This is a genomic window from Streptococcus sp. 2022WUSS083, from assembly GCF_044427155.1.
GTDB classification, from domain to species: domain Bacteria; phylum Bacillota; class Bacilli; order Lactobacillales; family Streptococcaceae; genus Streptococcus; species Streptococcus hashimotonensis.
Map to the genome: position 1 here is coordinate 353095 of NZ_JAOTGK010000001.1, position 22243 is coordinate 375337.

The 22243-nt window shown below is 41.7% G+C and carries 28 protein-coding genes and 1 riboswitch; of the genes, 24 read left to right on the forward strand and 4 right to left on the reverse strand.

Annotation, left to right across the window (positions count from 1 at the left end; genetic code table 11):
- The 13 genes from racE to ODU41_RS01640 all read left to right on the forward strand — a co-directional run bounded on the left by racE (position 1) and on the right by ODU41_RS01640 (position 10395).
- On the forward strand, positions 1–795 hold the full coding sequence (gene racE / locus ODU41_RS01580; RefSeq protein WP_024384572.1) for a glutamate racemase: 795 nt from the start codon (positions 1–3) through the stop codon (positions 793–795).
- Entirely contained in the window at positions 792–1802 is a 1011-nt protein-coding gene (locus tag ODU41_RS01585; RefSeq protein ID WP_398578573.1) for a nucleoside-triphosphate diphosphatase, read from the forward strand. The genes racE and ODU41_RS01585 overlap by 4 nt, the downstream gene beginning before the upstream one ends.
- A complete protein-coding gene (locus ODU41_RS01590) occupies positions 1775–2302 on the forward strand; it encodes a metallophosphoesterase (protein WP_024398407.1) in 528 nt (175 codons plus the stop codon). Before ODU41_RS01585 ends, ODU41_RS01590 begins: the two co-directional genes overlap by 28 nt.
- Positions 2299–2757: a cyclic-di-AMP-binding protein CbpB gene (gene cbpB, locus ODU41_RS01595; RefSeq protein WP_012027618.1), complete on the forward strand. Its 459-nt coding sequence runs from the start codon at positions 2299–2301 to the stop codon at positions 2755–2757. Before ODU41_RS01590 ends, cbpB begins: the two co-directional genes overlap by 4 nt.
- Complete coding sequence (gene xerD, locus ODU41_RS01600) at positions 2754–3485, forward strand: site-specific tyrosine recombinase XerD (protein WP_398578574.1); 732 nt, start codon at positions 2754–2756, stop codon at positions 3483–3485. The genes cbpB and xerD overlap by 4 nt, the downstream gene beginning before the upstream one ends.
- Complete coding sequence (locus ODU41_RS01605; RefSeq protein WP_074391736.1) at positions 3485–4204, forward strand: segregation/condensation protein A; 720 nt, start codon at positions 3485–3487, stop codon at positions 4202–4204. The genes xerD and ODU41_RS01605 overlap by 1 nt, the downstream gene beginning before the upstream one ends.
- The gene (gene scpB / locus ODU41_RS01610) at positions 4188–4757 is read left to right on the forward strand and encodes an SMC-Scp complex subunit ScpB (protein WP_398578575.1); all 570 of its coding nucleotides are present in this window, start codon (positions 4188–4190) and stop codon (positions 4755–4757) included. The genes ODU41_RS01605 and scpB overlap by 17 nt, the downstream gene beginning before the upstream one ends.
- Positions 4747–5478 carry a pseudouridine synthase gene (locus ODU41_RS01615; RefSeq protein WP_398578576.1) on the forward strand — a complete coding sequence of 244 codons (732 nt, stop codon included), beginning with the start codon at positions 4747–4749 and terminating at the stop codon, positions 5476–5478. The genes scpB and ODU41_RS01615 overlap by 11 nt, the downstream gene beginning before the upstream one ends.
- Positions 5478–5717, forward strand: coding sequence for a membrane protein insertion efficiency factor YidD (gene yidD, locus ODU41_RS01620; protein WP_024406654.1), 240 nt, complete (start codon positions 5478–5480; stop codon positions 5715–5717). Before ODU41_RS01615 ends, yidD begins: the two co-directional genes overlap by 1 nt.
- A 420-nt stretch (positions 5718–6137) precedes the next feature.
- Positions 6138–7913 carry an oligopeptide ABC transporter substrate-binding protein gene (locus ODU41_RS01625; protein ID WP_161949736.1) on the forward strand — a complete coding sequence of 592 codons (1776 nt, stop codon included), beginning with the start codon at positions 6138–6140 and terminating at the stop codon, positions 7911–7913.
- Between the two features lie 376 nt (positions 7914–8289).
- Positions 8290–8835 carry a tRNA (cytidine(34)-2'-O)-methyltransferase gene (locus ODU41_RS01630; protein ID WP_024400983.1) on the forward strand — a complete coding sequence of 182 codons (546 nt, stop codon included), beginning with the start codon at positions 8290–8292 and terminating at the stop codon, positions 8833–8835.
- A gap of 49 nt (positions 8836–8884) precedes the next feature.
- A riboswitch (FMN riboswitch) is annotated at positions 8885–9100 on the forward strand.
- Positions 9101–9159: 59 nt separating this feature from the next.
- Positions 9160–9717: an ECF transporter S component gene (locus ODU41_RS01635; RefSeq protein ID WP_029186164.1), complete on the forward strand. Its 558-nt coding sequence runs from the start codon at positions 9160–9162 to the stop codon at positions 9715–9717.
- Between the two features lie 24 nt (positions 9718–9741).
- Entirely contained in the window at positions 9742–10395 is a 654-nt protein-coding gene (locus ODU41_RS01640) for a phosphatase PAP2 family protein (RefSeq protein WP_074391738.1), read from the forward strand.
- A gap of 223 nt (positions 10396–10618) precedes the next feature.
- Here ODU41_RS01640 and ODU41_RS01645 read toward each other — a convergent pair whose 3' ends face one another.
- The 4 genes from ODU41_RS01645 to ODU41_RS01660 all read right to left on the reverse strand — a co-directional run bounded on the left by ODU41_RS01645 (position 10619) and on the right by ODU41_RS01660 (position 13777).
- On the reverse strand, positions 10619–12418 hold the full coding sequence (locus ODU41_RS01645; RefSeq protein WP_398578577.1) for an acyltransferase family protein: 1800 nt from the start codon (positions 12416–12418) through the stop codon (positions 10619–10621).
- Entirely contained in the window at positions 12408–12830 is a 423-nt protein-coding gene (locus tag ODU41_RS01650) for a hypothetical protein (protein ID WP_074391740.1), read from the reverse strand. Before ODU41_RS01650 ends, ODU41_RS01645 begins: the two co-directional genes overlap by 11 nt.
- A gap of 131 nt (positions 12831–12961) precedes the next feature.
- A complete protein-coding gene (locus ODU41_RS01655) occupies positions 12962–13396 on the reverse strand; it encodes a low molecular weight protein-tyrosine-phosphatase (protein WP_024400988.1) in 435 nt (144 codons plus the stop codon).
- A gap of 168 nt (positions 13397–13564) precedes the next feature.
- The gene (locus ODU41_RS01660; RefSeq protein ID WP_074391741.1) at positions 13565–13777 is read right to left on the reverse strand and encodes a CsbD family protein; all 213 of its coding nucleotides are present in this window, start codon (positions 13775–13777) and stop codon (positions 13565–13567) included.
- A 203-nt stretch (positions 13778–13980) separates the two neighbouring features.
- On the opposite strand from ODU41_RS01660, the gene ODU41_RS01665 reads away from it, so the two are divergent.
- From ODU41_RS01665 to ODU41_RS01715, 11 genes are all read left to right on the forward strand, one after another.
- Positions 13981–14499, forward strand: coding sequence for a DNA starvation/stationary phase protection protein (locus tag ODU41_RS01665; RefSeq protein WP_024384587.1), 519 nt, complete (start codon positions 13981–13983; stop codon positions 14497–14499).
- A 305-nt stretch (positions 14500–14804) separates the two neighbouring features.
- Positions 14805–15683, forward strand: a complete 879-nt coding sequence (locus ODU41_RS01670) for an ABC transporter ATP-binding protein (protein ID WP_141590614.1) — start codon at positions 14805–14807, stop codon at positions 15681–15683.
- Positions 15680–16411 (forward strand): ABC transporter permease, encoded by a 732-nt coding sequence (locus ODU41_RS01675; protein ID WP_074391743.1) that lies wholly within the window; start codon positions 15680–15682, stop codon positions 16409–16411. Before ODU41_RS01670 ends, ODU41_RS01675 begins: the two co-directional genes overlap by 4 nt.
- An 8-nt stretch (positions 16412–16419) precedes the next feature.
- Entirely contained in the window at positions 16420–17514 is a 1095-nt protein-coding gene (locus ODU41_RS01680) for a sensor histidine kinase (protein ID WP_171841473.1), read from the forward strand.
- Positions 17511–18110: a response regulator transcription factor gene (locus ODU41_RS01685; RefSeq protein WP_074391745.1), complete on the forward strand. Its 600-nt coding sequence runs from the start codon at positions 17511–17513 to the stop codon at positions 18108–18110. Before ODU41_RS01680 ends, ODU41_RS01685 begins: the two co-directional genes overlap by 4 nt.
- 324 nt (positions 18111–18434) lie before the next feature.
- Positions 18435–18653: a YqgQ family protein gene (locus tag ODU41_RS01690; protein ID WP_004194736.1), complete on the forward strand. Its 219-nt coding sequence runs from the start codon at positions 18435–18437 to the stop codon at positions 18651–18653.
- Complete coding sequence (locus ODU41_RS01695; protein ID WP_044678746.1) at positions 18653–19039, forward strand: rhodanese-like domain-containing protein; 387 nt, start codon at positions 18653–18655, stop codon at positions 19037–19039. Before ODU41_RS01690 ends, ODU41_RS01695 begins: the two co-directional genes overlap by 1 nt.
- Positions 19040–19095: 56 nt before the next feature.
- Positions 19096–19818 carry a serine protease gene (locus tag ODU41_RS01700; RefSeq protein WP_074391746.1) on the forward strand — a complete coding sequence of 241 codons (723 nt, stop codon included), beginning with the start codon at positions 19096–19098 and terminating at the stop codon, positions 19816–19818.
- A 307-nt stretch (positions 19819–20125) separates the two neighbouring features.
- Positions 20126–20665 carry a 16S rRNA (guanine(966)-N(2))-methyltransferase RsmD gene (gene rsmD, locus ODU41_RS01705; protein ID WP_014638485.1) on the forward strand — a complete coding sequence of 180 codons (540 nt, stop codon included), beginning with the start codon at positions 20126–20128 and terminating at the stop codon, positions 20663–20665.
- The gene (coaD, locus tag ODU41_RS01710; RefSeq protein ID WP_002939048.1) at positions 20655–21143 is read left to right on the forward strand and encodes a pantetheine-phosphate adenylyltransferase; all 489 of its coding nucleotides are present in this window, start codon (positions 20655–20657) and stop codon (positions 21141–21143) included. Before rsmD ends, coaD begins: the two co-directional genes overlap by 11 nt.
- Entirely contained in the window at positions 21130–22179 is a 1050-nt protein-coding gene (locus ODU41_RS01715) for a SepM family pheromone-processing serine protease (RefSeq protein WP_014638484.1), read from the forward strand. The genes coaD and ODU41_RS01715 overlap by 14 nt, the downstream gene beginning before the upstream one ends.
- The last annotated feature ends 64 nt before the right edge of the window (positions 22180–22243 follow it).

Below are 22243 nucleotides of genomic sequence, written 5' to 3' on the forward strand. Positions count from 1 at the left end.
ATGGATAATCGACCAATAGGTTTTTTAGATTCAGGTGTGGGGGGATTAACGGTTGCGCGTGAGTTAATGCGCCAACTTCCCCATGAAGAAATCGTTTATATCGGGGACTCGGCACGGGCACCTTATGGACCTCGTCCAGCAGAACAAATCAGAGAATATACTTGGCAGTTGGTTAATTTCCTTGTGACAAAAAATGTAAAAATGATTGTCTTTGCCTGCAATACGGCAACAGCGGTAGCCTGGGAAGAAGTCAAGGAAAAGTTGGATATTCCTGTTTTGGGTGTTATTTTACCAGGTGCTTCGGCAGCTATTAAGGCAACGCAAACTGGTAAGGTTGGTGTCTTAGGAACGGCTATGACCATTCAATCCGATATCTATCGTGAAAAAATTCAGGCCCTTTCTCCGGAAACGCAGGTAGACAGCCTAGCCTGTCCCAAATTCGCACCACTGGTTGAGTCCAATAGCCACCAATCCAGTCTTGCCAAAAAGGTTGTTTACGAGACACTTCGGCCACTCGTTGGGAAAGTGGACACCTTGGTTTTGGGCTGCACCCATTATCCCCTACTTCGCCCCATCATACAGAATGCCATGGGCAAGGATGTCAAGTTGATTGACAGTGGGGCAGAGTGCGCGCGGGATATTTCTGTTTTATTAAATTATTTTCAAATCAACCGCAGCCGTACCGAAAAGGATATTCAGCACAGATTTTACACAACAGCTAGTCCGGCAGCTTTTAAAGAAATAGCTGAAAGCTGGATGGGCATTGATATTCATGTGGAGCATGTAGAACTATGACAGACAAGATATACGAATACAGAGATGAACACAATTGGTTTATCGGAAAAGCCAGCTTTGCCAATCTATTTGGTTCATTTGGTGAAAATGGGAGAGAGCAGGAAATTTACCAGATTGGTCAATTGTTTGACAAGCTCATTGCTGGCAATTATGAAGACGAGAACTTTAACCAGTGTGTCAACATTGAAGTGATCAAACTTCAGTCTGAATTTGCCCTCTTTCAATTTGCCTGTGATACTTTGAATGAGTTAAACAATCGTCAGTTCAAGGTTCTCCAACACCAAGGAGCTATTCTGGTAACAGAGAATGACAAACTTCTCTTAGTCCATCTGCCCCAATCAGGAGTTAGCACGGCAGATTTCTTCGGTCAAGACAAGGGATTGGCAAGCGTAGGAGATAGCATCTTGATTGCTACAAAAAATGAAGGTAAGACCAAGGAATTCCGTAAGTTTTTTGAGCGTTTTGGCTACCAGGTCGAGAACCTCAACAACTATCCTGACCTGCCAGATGTGGCAGAAACAGGGATGACTTTTGAGGAAAATGCACGGCTCAAGGCTGAAACCATTGCAGAGCTGACAGGCAAGATGGTCTTGGCAGATGATTCTGGTTTGAAGGTTGATGCTTTAGGTGGTTTGCCAGGAGTTTGGTCTGCTCGTTTTTCAGGCCCAGATGCTACAGATGAGCTCAATAATGCAAAACTCTTGCACGAATTGGCCATGGTCTTTGAACTGAAAGATCGTTCGGCACAATTCCATTGTACTCTGGTCATGGCTGCTCCAAATCGTGATAGTTTGGTTGTCGAAGCGGACTGGGAAGGCTTTATCGGTATGGACCTCCGTGGGGAAAATGGTTTTGGATATGATCCGCTTTTCCTCGTAGGTGAAACAGGTAAGACCTCGGCAGAATTGACCCTAGAAGAAAAAAATAAGATTTCCCACCGTGCACAAGCACTAGAAAAATTAGTGGAGGCATTTCCAGTATGGCAGGAGCAAGCAAAACAATCCTAGTCATGAGCGACTCTCATGGGGACAGACAGATTGTAGAAGAGATTAAAAACCACTATCTTGGCAAGGTCGATGCCATCTTTCACAATGGGGATTCGGAGCTGGATAGTCAAGATAGTCTTTGGGACGGCATTCAAGTGGTCAATGGGAACTGCGACTATTTTGGTGGTTACCCTGACCAGCTCATTACTCAATTGGATGGTGTGACTATTGCCCAAACCCATGGACACCTCTATGGTATTAACTACGGCTGGCAACGCTTGGATTATTGGGCACAGGAAGTTGATGCGGATATTTGTTTGTATGGGCATCTGCATGTGCCTGATGCCGAAGTGCGTGGCAAGACCCTCTTCCTCAATCCTGGCTCCGTTAGTCAACCTCGTGGTTTGGTCAGAGAATGTCTCTATGCTCTTGTGACCATCTATGATGATCACTTCCATGTGGATTACTACAATCGACAGCACCAACTTTACCCAGCATTGACAAAGGATATTTCAAGATGATTGCAAGAGAATTTGAAGCCTTTTTATTGGACCAGGAAGAAACTTTCTTGACACCGGCGGATAAATTGGCAGTAATTATTGATACGCATAACATTGACCACGCAAAACTGCTACTCAGTCACATGACCTATTCACGCGTACCTGTGGTAACAGAAGATGGCCGCTTTTTTGGAACCATCGGCTTGACGGAAATCATTAAATATCAAGCTGAAAATGAACTATCGGATGATGAGTTGAACAGAGATATTTCTGTGATTGTAAAGACAGATGAAGAGACGGTTGGTCTGGATTATGATTTGACAGAAGTGATGCGCAAGCTAGTAGATCAATCTTTCTTACCCGTCCTTGGGGAAAATAGAGAATTTATGGGAATCATTACACGAAAATCCATCTTAAAGGCAATCAATGCTCTCTTGCATAATTTCCCCCTAGCATCAAAAGAAGGCAAGAAATGAAGCAGGCGATTGAATCTTTTATCCAGAGCAAAAAGGTCAGTGTCAACAGCCAAAAGTCCTATACCTATGACCTGCAGCAGTTTGTGACAGTAACAAAGGGGGAGATTAGCCAACAGTCTCTATTGGTCTATCAGCAGTCTCTTCTAGACTTGAAACTTGCTGCTCAGAAAAGAAAAATGTCAGCGGTCAATCAATTTCTCTACTTTCTTTATGAAAATAATCTCCTGGATCGTTTTTATAAATTGCAAACGATGTCAGGTCCAGCAAGCGTCAAAAAGAAACTGGAGCGTGAGGATTTAACTCTCCTCTTTCAAGAAAGTCCTTGGCTTGATGGGCAACTGATTGCTCTTTTGATTGCCATACTAGGGCTGACTCCTAGTGAAATAGCAGAGCTGACTAGTCAGCAGGTCAATCTGGATTTTCAAGTCCTGACAGTTGAGAAGGGAGCAACCAAGCGGGTGCTCACTCTGCCCAAGGAATTGATACCCTATATGGAGTCTCATCTGTCTGGACGCTATGTCTTCGATAAGAAGGGACAGACCTATTCTCGTCAATGGTTTTTTAATCGTCTGACAGAATTTGTCCAGTCCATCGGCAAGCCTGATTGGACAGCCCAAAAATTACGAGAGCAGTATATTCTAAAACAGATAGACGAAGGAAAATCCTTGGACCAAATCGCCAAGCAGTTGGGACTGAAAACAAGCATGAGTTTGGAAAAATTTAGATAATGGATATAAAATTAAAAGATTTTGAAGGGCCACTTGATCTCCTGCTACACCTGGTGTCCAAGTATCAAGTAGATATTTACGAGGTTCCGATTACAGAGGTTATTGAGCAATATTTGGCCTACATTGCTACCTTGCAAGCCATGCGTTTAGAGGTAGCGGGAGAATATATGCTCATGGCTAGTCAATTGATGGTCATCAAAAGTCGTCGGTTATTACCGAAGGTTGTTGAGCAAATTGATCCCGAAGATGATCCTGAAATGGACCTCTTGGACCAGTTGGAAGAATACCGCAAGTTCAAGCTTCTTAGTGAGAAATTAGGGGAGCAACATGATGAACGGGCGAACTATTTTTCAAAACCTAAATTAGATTTGATTTATGATGATGTACAATTAGCCAAGGATAAGACCGTCATTGACATTTTCCTAGCTTTTTCTAAAGTAATGGCTGAAAAACAGGCAAGCCTCCGTCAGTCTCATACGACCATTGCCCGTGATGAATATAAAATCGAAGACATGATGGACTTTGTTCGCAGTCGTTTCGAGACTGGTCCACGCCTTGAACTCCGTCAGCTTTTTCAAGAAAGTCAAGATGTCAATGAAATGATTACGATCTTCCTTGCGACTTTGGAATTGGTCAAGGTTCATGAAATCGTCTTGGAACAGACAGAGACTTTTGGAGATATTTATCTAGTAAGGAGTGAAGATGAATCGCTTAGCTGAAATCGAAGTCCTGCTTTTTGTAGCAGGTGAGGATGGCTTGAGTTTGCGCAATTTGGCTGAAATGTTGGAATTGCAGCCCACAGCTGTTAGCCAGCAATTAGAGAAACTCAATGAAAAATACATGGCCGACCAGGCATCAGGCCTGGCTCTCTTAGAATCCTCCAATCGTTACAAATTGGTCACCAAAAAAGAATATGCAAACCTTCTGCGTATCTATGCCAAAACACCAATCAATCAGACCATGTCACGAGCCCTTTTAGAAACCTTGTCAATCGTAGCCTACAAGCAACCAATTACACGGATTGAAGTCGATGATATTCGCGGAGTTAATTCTAGCGGCGCCATCAGTAAATTGCAGGCTTTTGACCTCATTCGTGAGAATGGGAAGAAAGAGGTACTTGGCAGACCAAATCTTTATGTCACAACGGATTATTTTCTGGACTACATGGGGATTAACAGTCTAGAAGAATTGCCTGATGTATCAGAACTTGACTTGGTGGAGCAAGAAACCGAGCTATTCCTAGAAAGAAATGAGTTAGAAGATGAGAATTAACAAATACATTGCCCACGCTGGTGTAGCCAGTCGTCGTAAGGCAGAAGAATTGATTAAGCAAGGCCTAGTAACTGTCAATGGTCAAGTGGTTCGTGAGCTAGGAACTTTGATAAAGTCTGGAGATATTGTAGAAGTAGAAGGGCAACCAATCTACAATGAAGAGAAGGTTTACTACCTCCTCAATAAACCAGGTGGAGTTATTTCCAGTGTGTCAGATGACAAGGGCAGAAAGACTGTTGTGGACTTGTTGCCGACCGTCAAAGAACGGATTTATCCTGTTGGTCGTCTGGACTGGGATACGTCAGGGGTCTTGATTTTGACCAATGACGGTGATTTTACGGATGAGATGATCCACCCTCGTAATGAGATTGATAAGGTGTACTTGGCGCGTGTCAAAGGGGTTGCCAACAAGGATGTTTTGCGTCCCTTGACCCGTGGTGTTGTCATTGATGGCAAGAAAACCAAACCAGCTGTTTACGAGATCATCAAGGTAGACCCTGTTAAAAATCGTTCTGTGGTTGAGTTGACCATCCATGAGGGACGTAATCACCAGGTTAAGAAGATGTTTGAAGCAGTTGGTTTACAGGTGGACAAACTCTCTCGTACCCGTTTTGGGAATTTGGACTTGACTGGTTTACGCCCAGGAGAATACCGCAAGCTCAATAAGAAAGACATCAGCAAACTGCATACCTTGGCTGTTACCAAGCCTGTGAAAAAATAATGACGAGACTATTAATCGGCTTGGTCCGATTCTATCAGAAATTTATTTCTCCTCTTTTTCCCCCCTCTTGTCGTTACCGTCCGACTTGTTCGGCTTATATGATCGAGGCCTTACAAAAACATGGACTCAAGGGCTTTTTGATGGGGTTGGCTCGAATTGGTCGCTGTCATCCCTTTGTGGAAGGTGGGGAAGATCCTGTGCCGGACAGGTTTAGTCTGAAAAGAAATAGGCAGAAGTAGGGCAACCTACTTTTTGTTCTGTATAAATATAGGTTTTTAGGTTGCCTTTAGTACTCTCTCAAAAGGTTTGGGAGCCTCTGAAGGCTGAACATTGTACTTACGATACTAGGTAGCAATCGTGAAGTACAGTCTGCCATTTAACAAAGTAATCAAAGATAAACCAAATGACTCTCCTTTTTGTTACCGACAAGACTATACTATACTTATCCGAGTTCATTGAGTCTTGGGCTTAGTGGATTATCATTAAAAACTAAGAAGCAGTAGGTATGAGGGGAGTTTGCCTTGACCTTCATACCTGATCATTTTTAGTTAGAATGGAAGAAAGTGAGAGTACTCAAAGGCGAATATTGTTGGTCAGATAGTTGCATATTTATGCTAAATCGTGCTATACTATTCAAAATAAATAAATGGGGTAGAGATATGAAAAGAATGAAAAACATCGCTTTAACTGGTATCGGTCTGCTTTCTATTGCAGCGTTAACAGCTTGTCAAACTAAAGAAAAGACGAGCGATGTTGCTCTGACATTTAACTCAGAAGTGACAAACGAAGGACAAACTATCGAAGGCGGGAGTCTCAAATATGCCTTGGTAGCTTCGGCACCTTCGACCGGTATCTTAATTGATGAATTATCGCAAACGGCGGTAGACTCAACCTTTGCAGACATGGTTGATATTTCTATGTTTGGATATGATTCAGCTCGTAAGTTAGACGATTCAGGTCTTGCTAAGGCAGAGTTTGATGTAGACGCAAAGACAGTTACCGTTAGTTTGACAGGCAAGGACTATAAGTGGTCCGATGGGCAAGGCTTCACCATCGATGATTATATTTTCACAATCGAACAACTAGCTAGTCCAGACTATACAGGGGTTCGTGCAGACACTACCTATACAAATATCATTGGTTTTGAAGAATTTCAGGCTGGAACAGCAAGTGAAATTTCAGGCGTTAAGAAGGTTGATGACTATACGGTAGTTCTCTCAGTGAAAGACATGTCTCCATCCATGATGTATGCTGGTGGGGGAGTACCTTATTTAGTCATGCCGAAACACATTTTTAAAGACATTGCAGTCAAAGATTGGGAATCAAGTGAGTATTCTCGTACGGCAAAAGTTGTCGGTATGGGCCCTTATAAGGTCAAGGAAATTGTCAATGGCGAGTCGGTGACCTATGTACCAAATGAGTACTACTTTAAAGGGAAAGTTAAGCTAGATAGTTACAGGATTGATATTGTTTCACCAGATACGATTGTTGCAGAAATGAGAGCAGGCAATTATGATATTGCTGATATGCCAACAGACCAGTACGAATCTTATAAGGACTTATCAAATATTACTTTGCTAGGTAGTCTGGATGGTATTTACAATTATATTGGCTTCAATCTTGGTAAGTACGATGAGACCAGCGGTAAAAATGTGACCAATCCTAATGCTAAGATGAATAATGTTAAATTGCGTCAAGCAATGGGATATGCGTTGGACAATGCGGTGATTGGAGAGAAATTATATAACGGCTTGTATCACCCGACAAACTCACTAATTATCTCTTTCTTTGGAGATGTTCACGATTCAGAACTAGCTGGCTATAGTTATGATCCTGAAAAGGCTAAGAAACTTCTCGATGAGGCAGGATATAAAGATGTTGATGGAGACGGTATGCGTGAAGATGCTGATGGAAAACCACTTACCATCAGTGTTGCAGCACAGAAATCAACCGAAACGCAAGAAACCATGGTACAGCAATACCTTACATGGTGGAAAGAAATTGGTTTGAATGTGGAACTCTATACAGGAAGAACTATTGAGTACAATACTTTCTATGAATCAATTGCTGCCAATGATGAGGGGATTGATGTCTATCTTGCTGCTTGGATTGCCGGCCTAGATCCAGACCCGACATCATTGTGGGGACCGGAAGCTATGTACAACTATACTCGCTTCGTTTCAGATGAAAACACAGCACTTTTAAATAAAATTACCTCTGCTGAGTCATTTGACGAACAGAAAAATATTGAAAACTACAAAGCTTGGCAAGAATATGCCTTCGAGCAAGCCTTTGCAATACCAACCTTTGAACGTGAAAGTATTACTGCCGTTAACAAACGCGTTAAATATTACGACGTTTATATCGGTTCGGACAGTAAATCAGGCCATGAAAATCTTGAGTTGACTGCGGAAAAAGGGATTGCAGCAGAATAAATGTAAGAAAGGGGAGTTTATTTGCTCTCCTTTTTCATTTTCTATGAAAATTTGAAAAAAATGGGGCAAAACTCTTGATTTTCAGCCTTCTTTAAGCTACAATAGTATCACGATTTCATTGATTTAACTCAAACCTGTTGTGAGTTAAGTGAATGAATCATCATTCACCATGCTGTTTGCTGAGCTTGACTCCGGGCAGTGTGGCTATTTTTTTGTCTTTCTTGCCATAGGAGACAATCGAGTCTTTTTACTCAATGAAAATCAAAAAAAGAAACTAGAAAACAAGCATGGTATACGGCAAAATGAAGCTGACATGGTTTGGATTTGATTTTCGAAGGGTATTCGTATTTAGTGAAATGTCACCAGAGAGGTCCTTATGAATATTGAAACATTAGAGTATATAGAAGAAACAGCCAAAAACCACATTGTCTTATTTGAACCACAGATTCCACAGAATACAGGCAATATTGCTCGAACTTGTGCTGCAACCAATAGTCCTCTCCATATCATTAAGCCTATGGGATTTCCAATTGATGACCGTAAGATGAAACGTGCAGGACTAGATTATTGGGATAAGTTAGATGTTCGCTTTTATGACAATTTAGCAGAATTTATGGATTATGCCAGCAAACAAGGACGTGTTCACTTAGTATCTAAATTTGCTGATAAAACCTATTCGGATGAAGACTATGATGATGGGAACATTCATTATTTCTTATTTGGCCGTGAAGATAAGGGCTTGCCAGAAGATTTTATGCGTGAACATCCAGAGAAAGCTATCCGTATTCCAATGAACGATGAACATGTGCGTAGTCTTAATGTCTCTAATACAGCGTGTATGATTGTATATGAGGCTCTTCGGCAGCAACAGTTTGCTGGTCTAGATTTGGTTCACACCTATGAGGGGGACAAGTTAAAATAGTGAAAACTTACCAAGCTCTTGCAAATGCAAGGCTTTTTTGGTATGATGAAATAGTCTTCAGGGCAGGGTGCAATTCCCGACCGGCAGTGTAAAACGTGGCTATCTTATTTTAAGACTAGGCAGCGAATCGAAGACTATACTGAATGTATGTCGAGATGAGCTAACGCAGTATTAGAACAAAATAGTCCGTTGGTAGTCTGCGAGCGAAAGCTGATGTGGTGCAATTCCACAACCGACAGTAAAGTCTGGATGGGAGAAGACGAAGTGGAGGCTTTTTGCCTACTCTTCCACGCTTCTTCAATTTTCAAAAATTGGAGGAACCTTATGACAAACACACGCAAAATGACGATTATCGCCATTCTCTCAGCAGTATCCTTTCTGCTCATGTACTTGAAATTTCCGCTGATTCCAACAGCCAGTTTCTTGGAAGTGGATTTTTCTCTCGTACCGATTTTATTTGGTCTGCTTATTCTAGATATGAAGTCTAGTTTTGCTATCCTTTTGGTACGAACTTTTCTCAAACTGATTTTAAATAATCAGGGACCATCGACAATTATTGGCTTACCGATGAATATTGCAGCTATGTCAGTTTTCATTTTAGCAGTAGCTTATTTCTGGAAAAATGACCAAGCGATAAAAAATTATTTAAAAGCAGCCGCTGTTGCAACAATTGGTTCGACAGCAGTGATGCTGGTATTAAATTACGTTTATGCGGTGCCTGTCTATGCAGCCTTTGCAAACTTTGATATTAAAGAAATCTTGGGTCTGACTAACTATCTTTTGATGATGGTGCTTCCTTTTAATCTTTTACAAGGGATTGTGCTTTCAGCAATATTTTATATCTGTTACAAAGCAGCCCAACCTATTTTAAAGAAAGTTTAACCTTTATAAGGTAAACTATATTGTATGAAGAATAAACAAATCCATTTACGAAACGCATCTTTTTTTGCTCTGGCCTTTGTGATATTGGGCTATGTAGTAAAATTTTATCCTACTACCCTAGCAGGTTTTGACTCGACTGTCCAGTCTGCCATTCGTGGAAATTTACCAAGTGGAGCCAGTCAATTTTGGACCTCTATTACTGTTTTAGGAAATACAGTTATTATTTTAGCTATTACCTTGGTTCTAGCTGCTATCTTTTACTACTATAAAAAATGGAAGATAGAAGCTTATTTCCTACTTGCTAGTTTTGCGGCGATGGGTGTGGCATCCACAGCCCTGAAATATGTCTACCAACGTCCGCGTCCAAGTATTGAATGGTTGATTGATACCATCGGTTACTCATTTCCTAGCTGGCATACTGCATCAACTATGATGATTGCAGGAGCAGTTGTTATTATTGTTCACCAGAGGATGAAGAAAGGCATAGCTAGATTGGTGCTACAAGCCGTGTTGATTCTACTTGCTATCCTGGTAGCTGTATCCCGTATCTATATTGGGGTTCACTATCCGACAGATATTATCGGCGGTTGGCTACTTGCCGTCACTCTTTTACAAATGATGTATCCATTTTACGATCAGAAACGTTTTGAATGGCGTTTCCAAAGTAAGCAAAAATAGTCAATTTGACACCAACTCCTACTGTAAAAGGTAGGAGTTTTAACTTGTCATCTTTCGATTATCGTTACTTCGCTTTGCCGTCCTTTGTAGAAGTGGCTTATTTCACAAGATTTATTGAGACTGAGCTCAGGCACAGCGCCATTTCTTAGAGTTCGCACTGGACTTATCGGAAAATCGTGCAAAAATCCTCCGAGAAATTCTCAGAGGATGATGATGTATAAATCTAGTTTTTGATTGGACCATCAGCAACGGCTTCAACAGCATTTTTTATCGTTTGGGCGAAGACTTCGCCTCCATTACTTTCAAGATTGAAATGAACAAGGTCGGTATTGTACCAAATTGGTGGATTATCCTTTGCAACTTGATACCAGTCTGCAATGGAAATGTAATCATATTTTTCAGCCAATTCTTTCTCGTATTGACCAGTTTGATAAGAAATGGATTCGCTCGGAGTGAAGTTTCCATCGTAAGGAGTGACAAAAATAAGGCGACGTCCTTTTGGAAAATCTTTGACTAGTTGGTCTAGTAGTTCCTGATAATTATCCGTAGTATTTGTACCTAGGGCTACAACTACAGTCTCTTTCAAGCTATTATTTTGCTTATAAAGATTTATCAATTTAGCAATTTCAGAGAGATTTCGACTGACAGTTCCATCGATCTGTGCATCTGGTAGCGCGGTCTGTATGGCAGAACTAGCGCGAACAGTAACAGAATCGCCAAAGATGATAACTCCTTTTTGAATTTCAAAACTAGTAGCTTTAGCATTTTCAGCAGCAGATCGTGTTGTATTTAGTTGGGTCTGAGCTTGATAAAGATTGCTAACCATGCTCTCTTGTTCAAAACTTCCTAATTTTGGTGCAAACAGACAGATACCTAAGCCAACTATGGTCAAGCAAGCAAAGCTACCAAGAAGCCATTTTTTATATGGTTTTAAGTCCGTTGCTAATCCAAACAAGCTTCCTACTTTGCCAGCAATATATGGTTCTAGAATATAGAAGGAAATAGTTGATAGGATAGTAGAAAAAACAAAGGATAATCCCGCAGCGATAGAGGCATTTGTCAATTGTGTAAAGATAATGAGCAAGGGCCAATGGAAGAGGTAGATACCATAAGAAATACTTGCAAAGAAGAGGATAATTGCAGGTTCTTTGATATCTTCGGTTTTCTCGTGAAGTACCCGAGCAGCAAAAATCATAGTTACTGTAGCTAAACTGGATAGAAGAAAACCAATTAGATAGGTCCAGATGGAACTGAATTGAAGAGTAAAGAGAAGAAGAAGTTCTACTCCTAGTCCTCCAAGAAACAGACCTATAGCTTGTTTGATACTCAATGTATTCACTTGTTGCTGGAAGGCAGTTGTTGTATTTCCGATACCAGCGATGGTTGCGAGAATGCTTCCGAGGAAGAATGGGAAGGTATGGGTAAAGCTCGAGTAGTAAATGGTTGAGAAATTATCCACAAAGAAACTTGAGATAGACATTGCTAAAAAACTTAGCGAGAAGAGGCTTATAGATGTTAGAAAAATTGATCCACGTAGTTGCCCCACACTTTTTGAGATGCGAGTCAGATACCAAACTAAACCAGCCCAGACAAGGTAATACTGAACTTCTATGGCTAGGGTCCAAGTATGAACAAATAGATGAGGTGAAAATTGATTCTCGTAACTACCACCAGATAGAATTTCAAAGAAGTTTGTCATGAATCCGAGCGCAGCGGCTATCTGATTGCCGATATTGGCAATGAAATCATTGCGGACAAGCAGAGCAAGTGGAAGAACCAAAAGAATCGTTAAAACCAGAGGGGGGATAATCCGATAGAACCTTCTTCTGAAAAAGCTGACAATATCTATTTTTTTATGTTTTGCAAACTCATCAATCAAAAGGGCGGTTGTCAAATATCCAGACAGGGTAAAGAAGAGGTCAACCCCTACAAAGCCACCTGGGAAATATTTGATAAAGAAATGATAGAGTAGGACAAAGACTAATCCAATCACACGTATAACGGATAACCATTTAATTTTCATATTGATAAATCCCCTGTTTAAAAGTTCCTTCGTAGGTAGCTTGTCCTTCGGTGGTCAATTTTCCTTTTCCATCGGCATAGCCGTTTTTAAATTGCCCGGTATAAACCCACCCACTTGCAGATGTGTAGGTTCCTTGACCGTGGAAAATTCCATTTGTAAATTGTCCTTCGTAGACATCTCCATTATCAAATGTCAATTTTCCTTGACCATTCATTTTATTTGCAACCACATAACCGTTGTACTGCAGGGCGCCATTATTGAAAGTCATGGCTTGCTTGCTGGCAATTCGCCCTGTAAATACAGAGAGGGCACAGATGAGGATGATAATAAGGGAGAGGATTTCAAGTTTTGGACGGGTGAAATGACTTGTTATATTATGCCATTTTATACTAGGTAATTTGAACTCTTTCATCGTTTTACTCTTTCATAGGATTTGACCGATGCTAATCAGTTCTTTCTAGGATACAGTAAGAAATTATCAGTTCAGTCAGAAATAGTTTACCATTTTTTTACAAATATTACAAAAATATTACATAAAAAATCTTATTCTTGGTCAAATGACTGTAACCTGTCCAACCAGTCTTGGCAACCTTTCTTTACCATTTCGTAGGTTTCGTCAAAATCTCCAGTATACCAAGGGTCTGGTACGGATTTTTCTGCGAATTGAAAAATCTTATTTTGGGCATGTGCTGGTGCCATTTTCTGTAAATCTCGGACATTATTGCTGTCCATACCAATGATGACATCAAATGTTTCGAAATCTGTCTGGCTCATTTGCTGTGATGATTTATTTTGGTCATAGGGAATATTGTGCTTTTGGAAAATTTTCTGAGTTCCAGGGTAGATAGGATTACCATGTTCCCAGTTTGAAGTAGCACGGCTTTCAATATGAAATTGATTTGTCAAATCTTTCATGACAAATTCAGCCATAGGGCTACGACAAATATTTCCAAGACAGACAAAAACGATTTTTTTCATAGATTCTCCCTTCGTGGCATAAGAAAAGAGAAGGCAGACTCGACAGGTAAATGTCTGAGTTCCCCTCTCTGCATATTTTTGTTCGGGCTACAGGTAAAAGACCAAATTGAGTGTAATGTTCATTATCAAACAGTGCACGAGCAATCCTACCTATATTGAACTCTTTGTTTATTTCTCTTCTTTGTCGAAAGCATTTCTGATGCCGTTAATGGCACCTTCAAGCCCATCTTTTGCATCTTCGACTAGCTCTTTTGCTTTGCCAATTCCTTTCTCAACAAGTCCTTCAACTTCGATTTCCTTGTCGCCGGTCAGCTTACCAATTACCTCTTTTGCAGAGCCAGATAGCTGTTCTAGTTTTGCGTCAAATTTTTCTTCTGACATAAAATCCCTCCTTGATATACACATATGGGGCGATGATTTTCTAAAAAGAAAATCACATACTATTCTTACTTACTAGTCTAACGTATATAAGTTAATATAGCAAGGGATTTGTTTATCAATAGGTCAGAGGAGGATGAGGGATAATTCTTGCAATTTTTTCTTCTTTTATTTATAATAATTATAAATAAAAGAAAGGGTGATATATGATGAAACAAAAATATTATCAATCTCCAGCAGAAATTGCGTCTTTCAGCCCGCGTCCATCACTGGCTGATTCTAAGGCTGTTTTGAATCAAGCGGTGGCCGATTTATCAGTAGCCCATTCTATCCTCCATCAAGTTCATTGGTATATGCGTGGTCGTGGCTTTATGATTTGGCATCCAAAGATGGATGAATATATGGAAGAAATTGATGGCTATTTGGATGAGATGAGTGAGCGTTTAATCACCTTAGGTGGGGCACCATTTTCTACCCTTAAAGAGTTTAGTGAAAATAGTCAGCTCAAGGAAGTTCCTGGTGATTACACTGTAACGATTGAAGAGCAATTGGCGCGTGTGGTAGAGGTGTTCCGCTATCTGGCTGCTCTTTTCCAAAAGGGATTTGATGTCAGTGATGAAGAAGGTGACAGCGTAACCAACGACATTTTCAATGTGGCTAAGGCTAGTATTGAAAAACATATTTGGATGTTGCAGGCAGAACTTGGTCAAGCGCCTAAGTTGTAAATAGATGAAGGGTCCCCAGTAGGACTCTTTTTTGCTGTATTATTTAATACTCTTCGAAAATCAACATTATCCGTTGTCAAGAGCCTTGATGAGTGAAAAGCTCCGGTGGAGCTTTTCAGCCTGTTACCTTGAAACAAGATAGTAACAGAGTTCTATCTTCAACTTCGTTTCCTAGGCTGCTTTTGATTTTCATTGAGTATAATATGACATTTGTCATATCAGTCCATGACAAAGGCTTCTAGTGTGACTTCCTTTTTCGAGATATACTGTCTATGTAAGATGTTCAAGAAGTAGGAGGTAGCAAGATGATAGAAGTAGAAGCACTAGAAAAAATCATCAAAGGACGGACCATTTTGTCTGATATTTCCTTTGAGATACAGTCTGGGGAATGTGTGGCCTTGATTGGTCCCAACGGGGCTGGGAAGACAACGCTCATGTCCTGTTTGTTGGGCGATAGAAAGGCGACGAAAGGGAAGGTTTTGTTGGACGGTCTGGCTCCGCAGGCTCGGCCCAATAAAGAAACAGTAGCAGTTTTACCTCAAGAAAATGCTATTCCAACGGACTTGAAGGTCAAGGAATTGCTCCGCTTTTTTCAAGCTATCTACAAGGACAGTCTGACAGATGTGGAAATCGACAGCCTGCTCCGCTTTTCCCCAGAGCAAAAAAATCAGCTGGCAGGCAAGCTATCGGGTGGTCAGAAGCGGCTCTTGGCCTTTGTCATTTGCCTGATTGGCAAGCCCAAGTTGCTCTTTTTGGACGAGCCAACGGCGGGCATGGATACGTCGACCCGTCAGCGTTTTTGGGAGATTGTACATGACTTGAAGGAAAAGGGTGTGACCATTTTTTATACCAGCCACTACATCGAGGAAGTGGAGCATACGGCGGAGCGGATTTTGGTCTTGCACCAGGGTAGGCTCTTGCGGGATACGACGCCATTTGCCATGCGGAGTGAGGAGCAGGAAAAAGAAGTAGCACTGCCAATCCGCTTTGCGACGGTGGTGGAGGGCTTAGATGCGATTGACGACATCAGCTATAAGCAGGACACGGTCAGCTTCAAGACCCGAGCTATTGAGCAGGTTTGGGCGAATTTGCAGGAAGCAGGCTGTCGGATTTCAGACTTAGAGGTGCAGAACAAGACCCTGCTCAACAGTCTATTTGACAAGACAAGGGAGGGAGAATCATGAAAGCATTGGTGAAAGTAGAAGCTGTCAAATTATCTAGAAGTTTGGGAGTTTTTCTCCTGTCAATCGGGATGCCTCTTATCTTTTTCCTGATTTTTTCATCAACGGTTCAGTTTGATGATGCGACCACGCAAAAAGCCTTTATCCAGTCCTATATGCTGACCATGACAGGTTTTTCCATGTCGGGCTTTGCCCTCTTTACCTTTCCCATGATGTTGGCGGAAGATAGAAACAATAGTTGGTTAACCTTTATCCAGCATTCTCCCCTACCAATCTGGCAATATTATCTGTCCAAACTCGTGCGGGTCTTGCTCTGCTTTGTGTCTTCCATTGCCATTGTCTTTGCGGTGGGTGGCTTAGTCAAGGGAGTTGAGATGACAGCTCAAGAATGGGGAATTTCGGCTCTCTTGCTTTTAGTAACTTCTATCGTATTTCTAGCCATTGGCTTACTTTTGGTGCAAATCCAGTCGGAACAAACCATGTCGGTGGTGGCCAACTTGCTCTACTTTGTTCTGGCTATCATGGGTGGCTCTTGGATGCCTGTCTCCCTCTTTCCTGACTGGGTACAGCGAATTTGCAAACTTATGCCCAGCTACCATGTTAATCAGCTGGTGACCACCTATGCCCAAGAGGGAGTTTTTCTCTGGAAATCCTTGCTAATTGTCCTAGGATATGCCATAATTTTCTTAGGAATTGCTCTGGCTATTCATAGAAAATCTGAACAGCAGTGAGGTGACCCATGATTTTTGAGAAAAGAAAGATACCACTCATGTTCTTCGTGGGCATGGTCTTTCTCTATTTTCCACTTTATTACGCCCAGTATAGTCCAAATCCGACGGCGGTTATTCTAGCAACCATTCTCTTTGCCTTGGTCTATTGTTCTCTCTTTTACACGGACCACAAGCTCTATTCCATGCTGGGCTGGTTTTACCTGATTGGCTATATCGCCGTCATGAGTTTTTGGTGCAATCTGCAATTTTCACTCTTCATCTTCAACCTATCCAATATGCTGAGCTGGTATTATAAGGAAACTCGGCCGACCTATCGAACGGTGTCCTATGGGATTTTGTTGCTGGTCATTATCCTCTGGGCTCTCTTTGGACCAGTCCCCTTTGAGATGCGGGCCTTTGCACTCATCATTCACTTTTTCGGCCTGGCCTTGCTGATTTTCAGCTGGATTGAAACCAAGCGGGAAGCCCTCCAGCAACGGATTCAGGAGCAAAATGCTTCCATTAACCTCCTGCTTGCTGAGAACGAACGCAACCGCATCGGTCAGGACTTGCACGACACCCTGGGCCATGTCTTTGCTATGCTGTCCGTCAAGGCGGAGCTGGTCAAGACTCTTTTGGACCACGACCAGATTGACCAGGCCAAGAAGGAAGTGCAGGAGCTCCAGACCTTAGCCAAGGACTCCATGCAGGATGTCCGCCAGATTGTCCAGTCCCTCAAGCAGCACACCGTGGCAGAGGAACTCCAGATTTTGCAGCAGATGTTAGATTTGGCAGGAGTGGATTTGGTTGTTTTGGGTGGGGAAATAGCAGAGCAGCTCAGCTTGCCTGTCCAGAACAAACTGGCCATGGTGTTGAGAGAGTTGGGCAATAACCTGCTCAAACACAGCCAGGCTAGTAAGTGCCGTTTGATAGTTGAAGAAGACCAGCAAGAATTAGTCTTGTACTACGAAGACAATGGTGTGGGCTTTGCCCAGTTGACAGGTCAAGAATTGCATACCATAAAGGATAGACTGGTGACGGTGCAGGGGAGTTTGGAATTTCTTTCTCTGGCACAGCCTACCCGCCTGTCCATACGAATTCCGCTTGAGGAGGTGGTAGAATGAGAATCTTAGTCGCAGAAGACCAGGCTATGCTGCGGGACGCCCTCTGTCAGCTCTTGGCCTTTCAAGATGCGGTTGAGGCTGTTTTACAGGCAGAAAATGGCAGTCAGGCCATTGTTCTTTTGGAAAAAGAGCCAGTAGATGTGCTACTCTTAGATATTGAAATGCCTGAGAAGACGGGGCTGGATGTCCTGGAATGGGTGCGTGAGAAATCCCTGCCCGTCAAGGTTGTCATCATGACTACCTTCAAGCGACCAGGCTATTTTGAGCGAGCGGTCAAGGCTGATGTAGATGCCTATGTGCTCAAAGAGCGCTCCATTTCGGACCTTATGCGGACCATTGAAACGGTCTTGGCGGGGCGGAAGGAGTACTCGCCAGAGCTAATGGATATTCTCCTGACCCAACGCAGTCCCTTGACGGAACAAGAATGTCACCTACTTAAATTGGTGGCGAATGGATTGTCCAATAAGGAAATTGCCAGCCAGCTCTATCTGTCTGACGGGACGGTCCGCAACTACATGACCTCTATCTTGGCCAAGCTGGGAGCTGAAAACCGCACGGCTGCTGTTAAGGTGGCACAGGAAAAGGGTTGGTTATGATATAGACACTCAGTTTATCTTTTATTACCTCGGCGAATGGGGAAACTTCGTTTCCTTATTTCCAACTTCAAATAATTTTATCATTATTTGAACTCACTTTGCCTAACTTCAGTTATGCCTGCAGCTTTTGACGTGAACATCGTTCACTTTATCCCCAGTCTCCAACTATCTCCCAGATAGTTGGAGCGAGTACTAAAAGCAAACTGAATGCCTATATTAGAATTGGATTATATTGGTGATTTATCCAATCCTTTTTAAGCATTTCATAAATTCCAACTGATTTTTTATATTGAAAAACACCTAAAATTCTGCTACAATTTTTTTATGAAAAGACTTTATGATGTGCAACAATTACTCAAACGGTTTGGTATAATTGTCTATATGGGCAACCGTCTCTACGATATTGAAATGATGCAGATAGAATTAAATAGAATCTATCAGGCAGGTGTCTTAGATCGGTTGGAATATATGGAAGCAGAGCTTGTTTTGAGGCGTGAACATCGTTTGGAATTAGAGTATCAGAAATCAAGGGAGAATGAGTGATGGAAACATTTTGGGTATTTTTAGTATTTTTGGCAGTATTGGGAGCCTGGATGGGTTTTAATTACTGGAGATTGCGCCGTGCGGCGACGGTGATTGATAATGTAGAATTTGCAGAAAAGATACACGGAGGTCAGTTGATTGACCTGCGAGATCCGAGTGAGTTTAATCGTAAGCATATCTTAGGTGCGAGAAATATTCCTTACCAGCAATTACGCCAGTCTACAGCTGCTTTGCGTAAGGACAGACCTGTCTTGATCTATGAGAATGATCGTGGTCAGTTGGTAACGCCTGCAGCCCTTCATCTGAAGAAACAGGGCTTTAACGAAATCTATATTTTAAGCTATGGTCTAAATGGATGGAATGGTAAGGTAAAAACGACTAAGTAACATTGTCAGTAGGCTAGAGTATTTTCTTATGCAATAAGACGGATAAGGGCAAAAATATGGAAAAGAAATTTGAAAAGTTGTCATTGGCAGAAATTGGCATTATTTCTTTTATGGGACTTATTTTATTGATTAGCTTAGGCGCTAGTTGGTATAAAAATGCTCAAAGCGAAACAAGTGATACAAAGACAGTACAGCAAGCGCCCAATCAGAAAAAAACGGTTGATACAGTATTTCAGGATGCTGAGAATGCTGTCATTGTATTAGAAGGAACACATACTGAAGAGAAACTTGCAGAGGCACAATCTGCAGTAAACAAGGTTACGGATGCGACTAAAAAAGCAGCATTACAGAAACGGATTGACCAAGTAAAAGAGCAAGTAGGACAGCAGACAGATGCTCAAACACAGGCTAAGCTAAAAGCGGAGTTGGTCAGGGCGGAAGCAGCCCAAAAAGTAGCTGATGAGAAAAAAATATCTGAAACAGGGACCAGTCAGTCAACGGACCTTGCTGAAGCTAGTGAGACCTCACAAGAATCTTATGTAGTACCTAATCAAAATATATATGGAAACCAAAGTGTGAGTTCAACAAGCCAGTATACAAGCAGCGTGGCGTCAACTAGTACAAGTACTTCAGTCCCTCCGACTAGTGAAGGAGCACCTGTGGTAGAAACTTCAACAGTTTCTGAAACACCGGCGGAAACGACAGATTCAACAACTAGCCTGGTTGAGTCAGTGGAAACAGTTCCAACAGCTGACGAGAGTTCACCAGATAATCCGTAGGCTTTTTAGCTACTGGTTCTTTATGGCGTATTAGCATACTGGAAAAAATAGCTATTTGTATTTTAACACTAATTTTTTCTTGTAACGATCTAGTTTAAATACATACGATAAGAGTGAGGAATTTCGCGTAAAACAGAATTTCCTTGCTTTTTATTTTTAACATTTTGTTGCATAGCGCGAGAATGATTTCCTGCTATAGCGGTTGAGAGTGTATTTGGCGGAAGGTTGAAAAAGTTGGTGCAAAAAGGAAAGCAGGAAGTGCACTTGGTTTCAGCAACGAGCTTCATTTTTTGCTATAATATACCTTATGAGAATTGTATCGGGAAGCTATGGTGGAAGACCACTGAAAACGTTAGATGGAAAAACAACCAGACCGACATCGGATAAGGTCCGTGGAGCCATGTTTAATATGATTGGTCCCTATTTTGAGGGTGGTAGAGTTCTTGACTTGTACGCCGGCAGTGGTGGTTTATCTATCGAGGCTATATCTCGTGGCATGGAGTCAGCAGTTCTGGTTGAGCGAGATCGACGAGCACAAGCCATTATCCGTGAAAATATTGCAATGACTAAGGAAGCAGATAAATTTCAGCTTCTAGCAATGGAAGCTAGACAGGCTTTGAACAGTGTGGAAGGTCCTTTCGACCTGGTATTCTTGGACCCTCCTTATGCAGAGCAGGAAATTGAAGATGTGATAACAGAACTTTGTCGCCGTGACTTACTAGCAGATGATGTTATGGTAGTCTGCGAAACGGATAAGGCGGTCTCTCTTCCGGAAGAAATAGCAGAGCTGGGGATATGGAAAGAGAAACTCTACGGAATTAGTAAGGTAACAGTATATGTCAGATAAGATTGGATTGTTTACGGGCTCATTTGACCCCATTACCAATGGACACTTGGACTTAATTGAACGAGCGAGTGGACTATTTGATAAATTATATGTGGGAGTTTTTACCAATCCTAAAAAGGCAGGACTCTTGACGGGCTTGGAGAGAAAAGCCATTTTGGAGAAGCTTTTTGTAGGAATGGAGAATATCGAGGTCGTTCTGTCTGAAAATGAATTGGTAGTCGATGTAGCTAAGCGCTATGGAGTAACACATTTGGTCCGAGGATTGCGTAATGCGACCGATTTGGAATACGAGTCAAGTTTTGATTTTTACAATCGTCAGTTGGCGCCAGATTTGGAAACTATTTATTTAATCGCCAAGCCAGAGCTTAAGTTCGTATCATCCAGCCAGGTTCGAGAATTGCTGTATTTCAAACAGGACATAGGCCCTTATGTTCCAGAAATTGTTAGTGAGGAGATTAGAAAGAATGAAGAAAAATAGGAAGTTAACCCTAATTGCGTCTATTGTTTTAGGAACTCTTTTGATTTGGTTTGCCGTTTTTGTTCGTCTGCCTTATTATCTGGAAAGTCCAGGTGGAGCTGCCGATATTCGTCAGGTACTAACGGTGAACAATCAAATAGACCAAGAGGATGGCTCTTACAACTTCACCTATGTATCAGTCCAACAAGCTACAGCTTTACAACTATTCGCTGCTCAGTTTGATCCCTATACGACAGTTCGCTCCTCTGAAGAGATGACAGGAGGAGCCGACAATGAAGAGTATTTCCGTATAGCACAGTTTTACATGGAGACATCGCAAAATATGGCAAAGTATCAAGGTTTGACCTTGGCAGGAAAAGAAGTCAATCTTGATTTCTTTGGTGTCTATGTACTTGCCTTGGCGGATGATTCGACCTTTAAAAAAGTTCTTAATATTGCCGATACTGTTGTGAGTATCAATGGAAAAACATTTGAGTCTTCTCCTGATTTGATTAAATATGTGAGTGGCTTGGAACTAGGAAGTGATGTAACAGTTGGTTATATTAGCGCTGGCCAGGAGAAATCTGCGGACGGTAAGATTATCAAATTGTCTAATGGCAAAAACGGAATCGGCATCACTCTCGTAGATCATACAGAGGTTCAAAGTTCGATTCCGATTGATTTTCAAACGGGAGATATTGGTGGTCCAAGTGCTGGTCTGATGTTTACACTTGCCATCTATACTCAACTCGCAGAGCCTGACTTACGTGATGGTCGAATTATTGCTGGTACGGGGACTATCGAGCAGGATGGAAAAGTAGGTGACATTGGTGGGGCTGATAAGAAGGTTATTTCGGCAGCTAAGTCAGGTGCAAGTATCTTTTTCGTACCAAACAATCCAGTTGATGTGGAAGTTTTGAAGGAAGATCCAAAGGCTAAAACTAACTATGAAGAAGCTAAGGAAGCTGCGGAGAAAGCAGGATTGGATATTGAGGTAGTTCCTGTGAAAACGGTTCAAGAGGCTATTGATTATTTGAAGAAAACAAAGGGCGAGTAAATCGTCCTTTTTTGTTAGAGAATAATATTATAATTGTCAGAAATTTCTCCTAAATGGTAAAGTA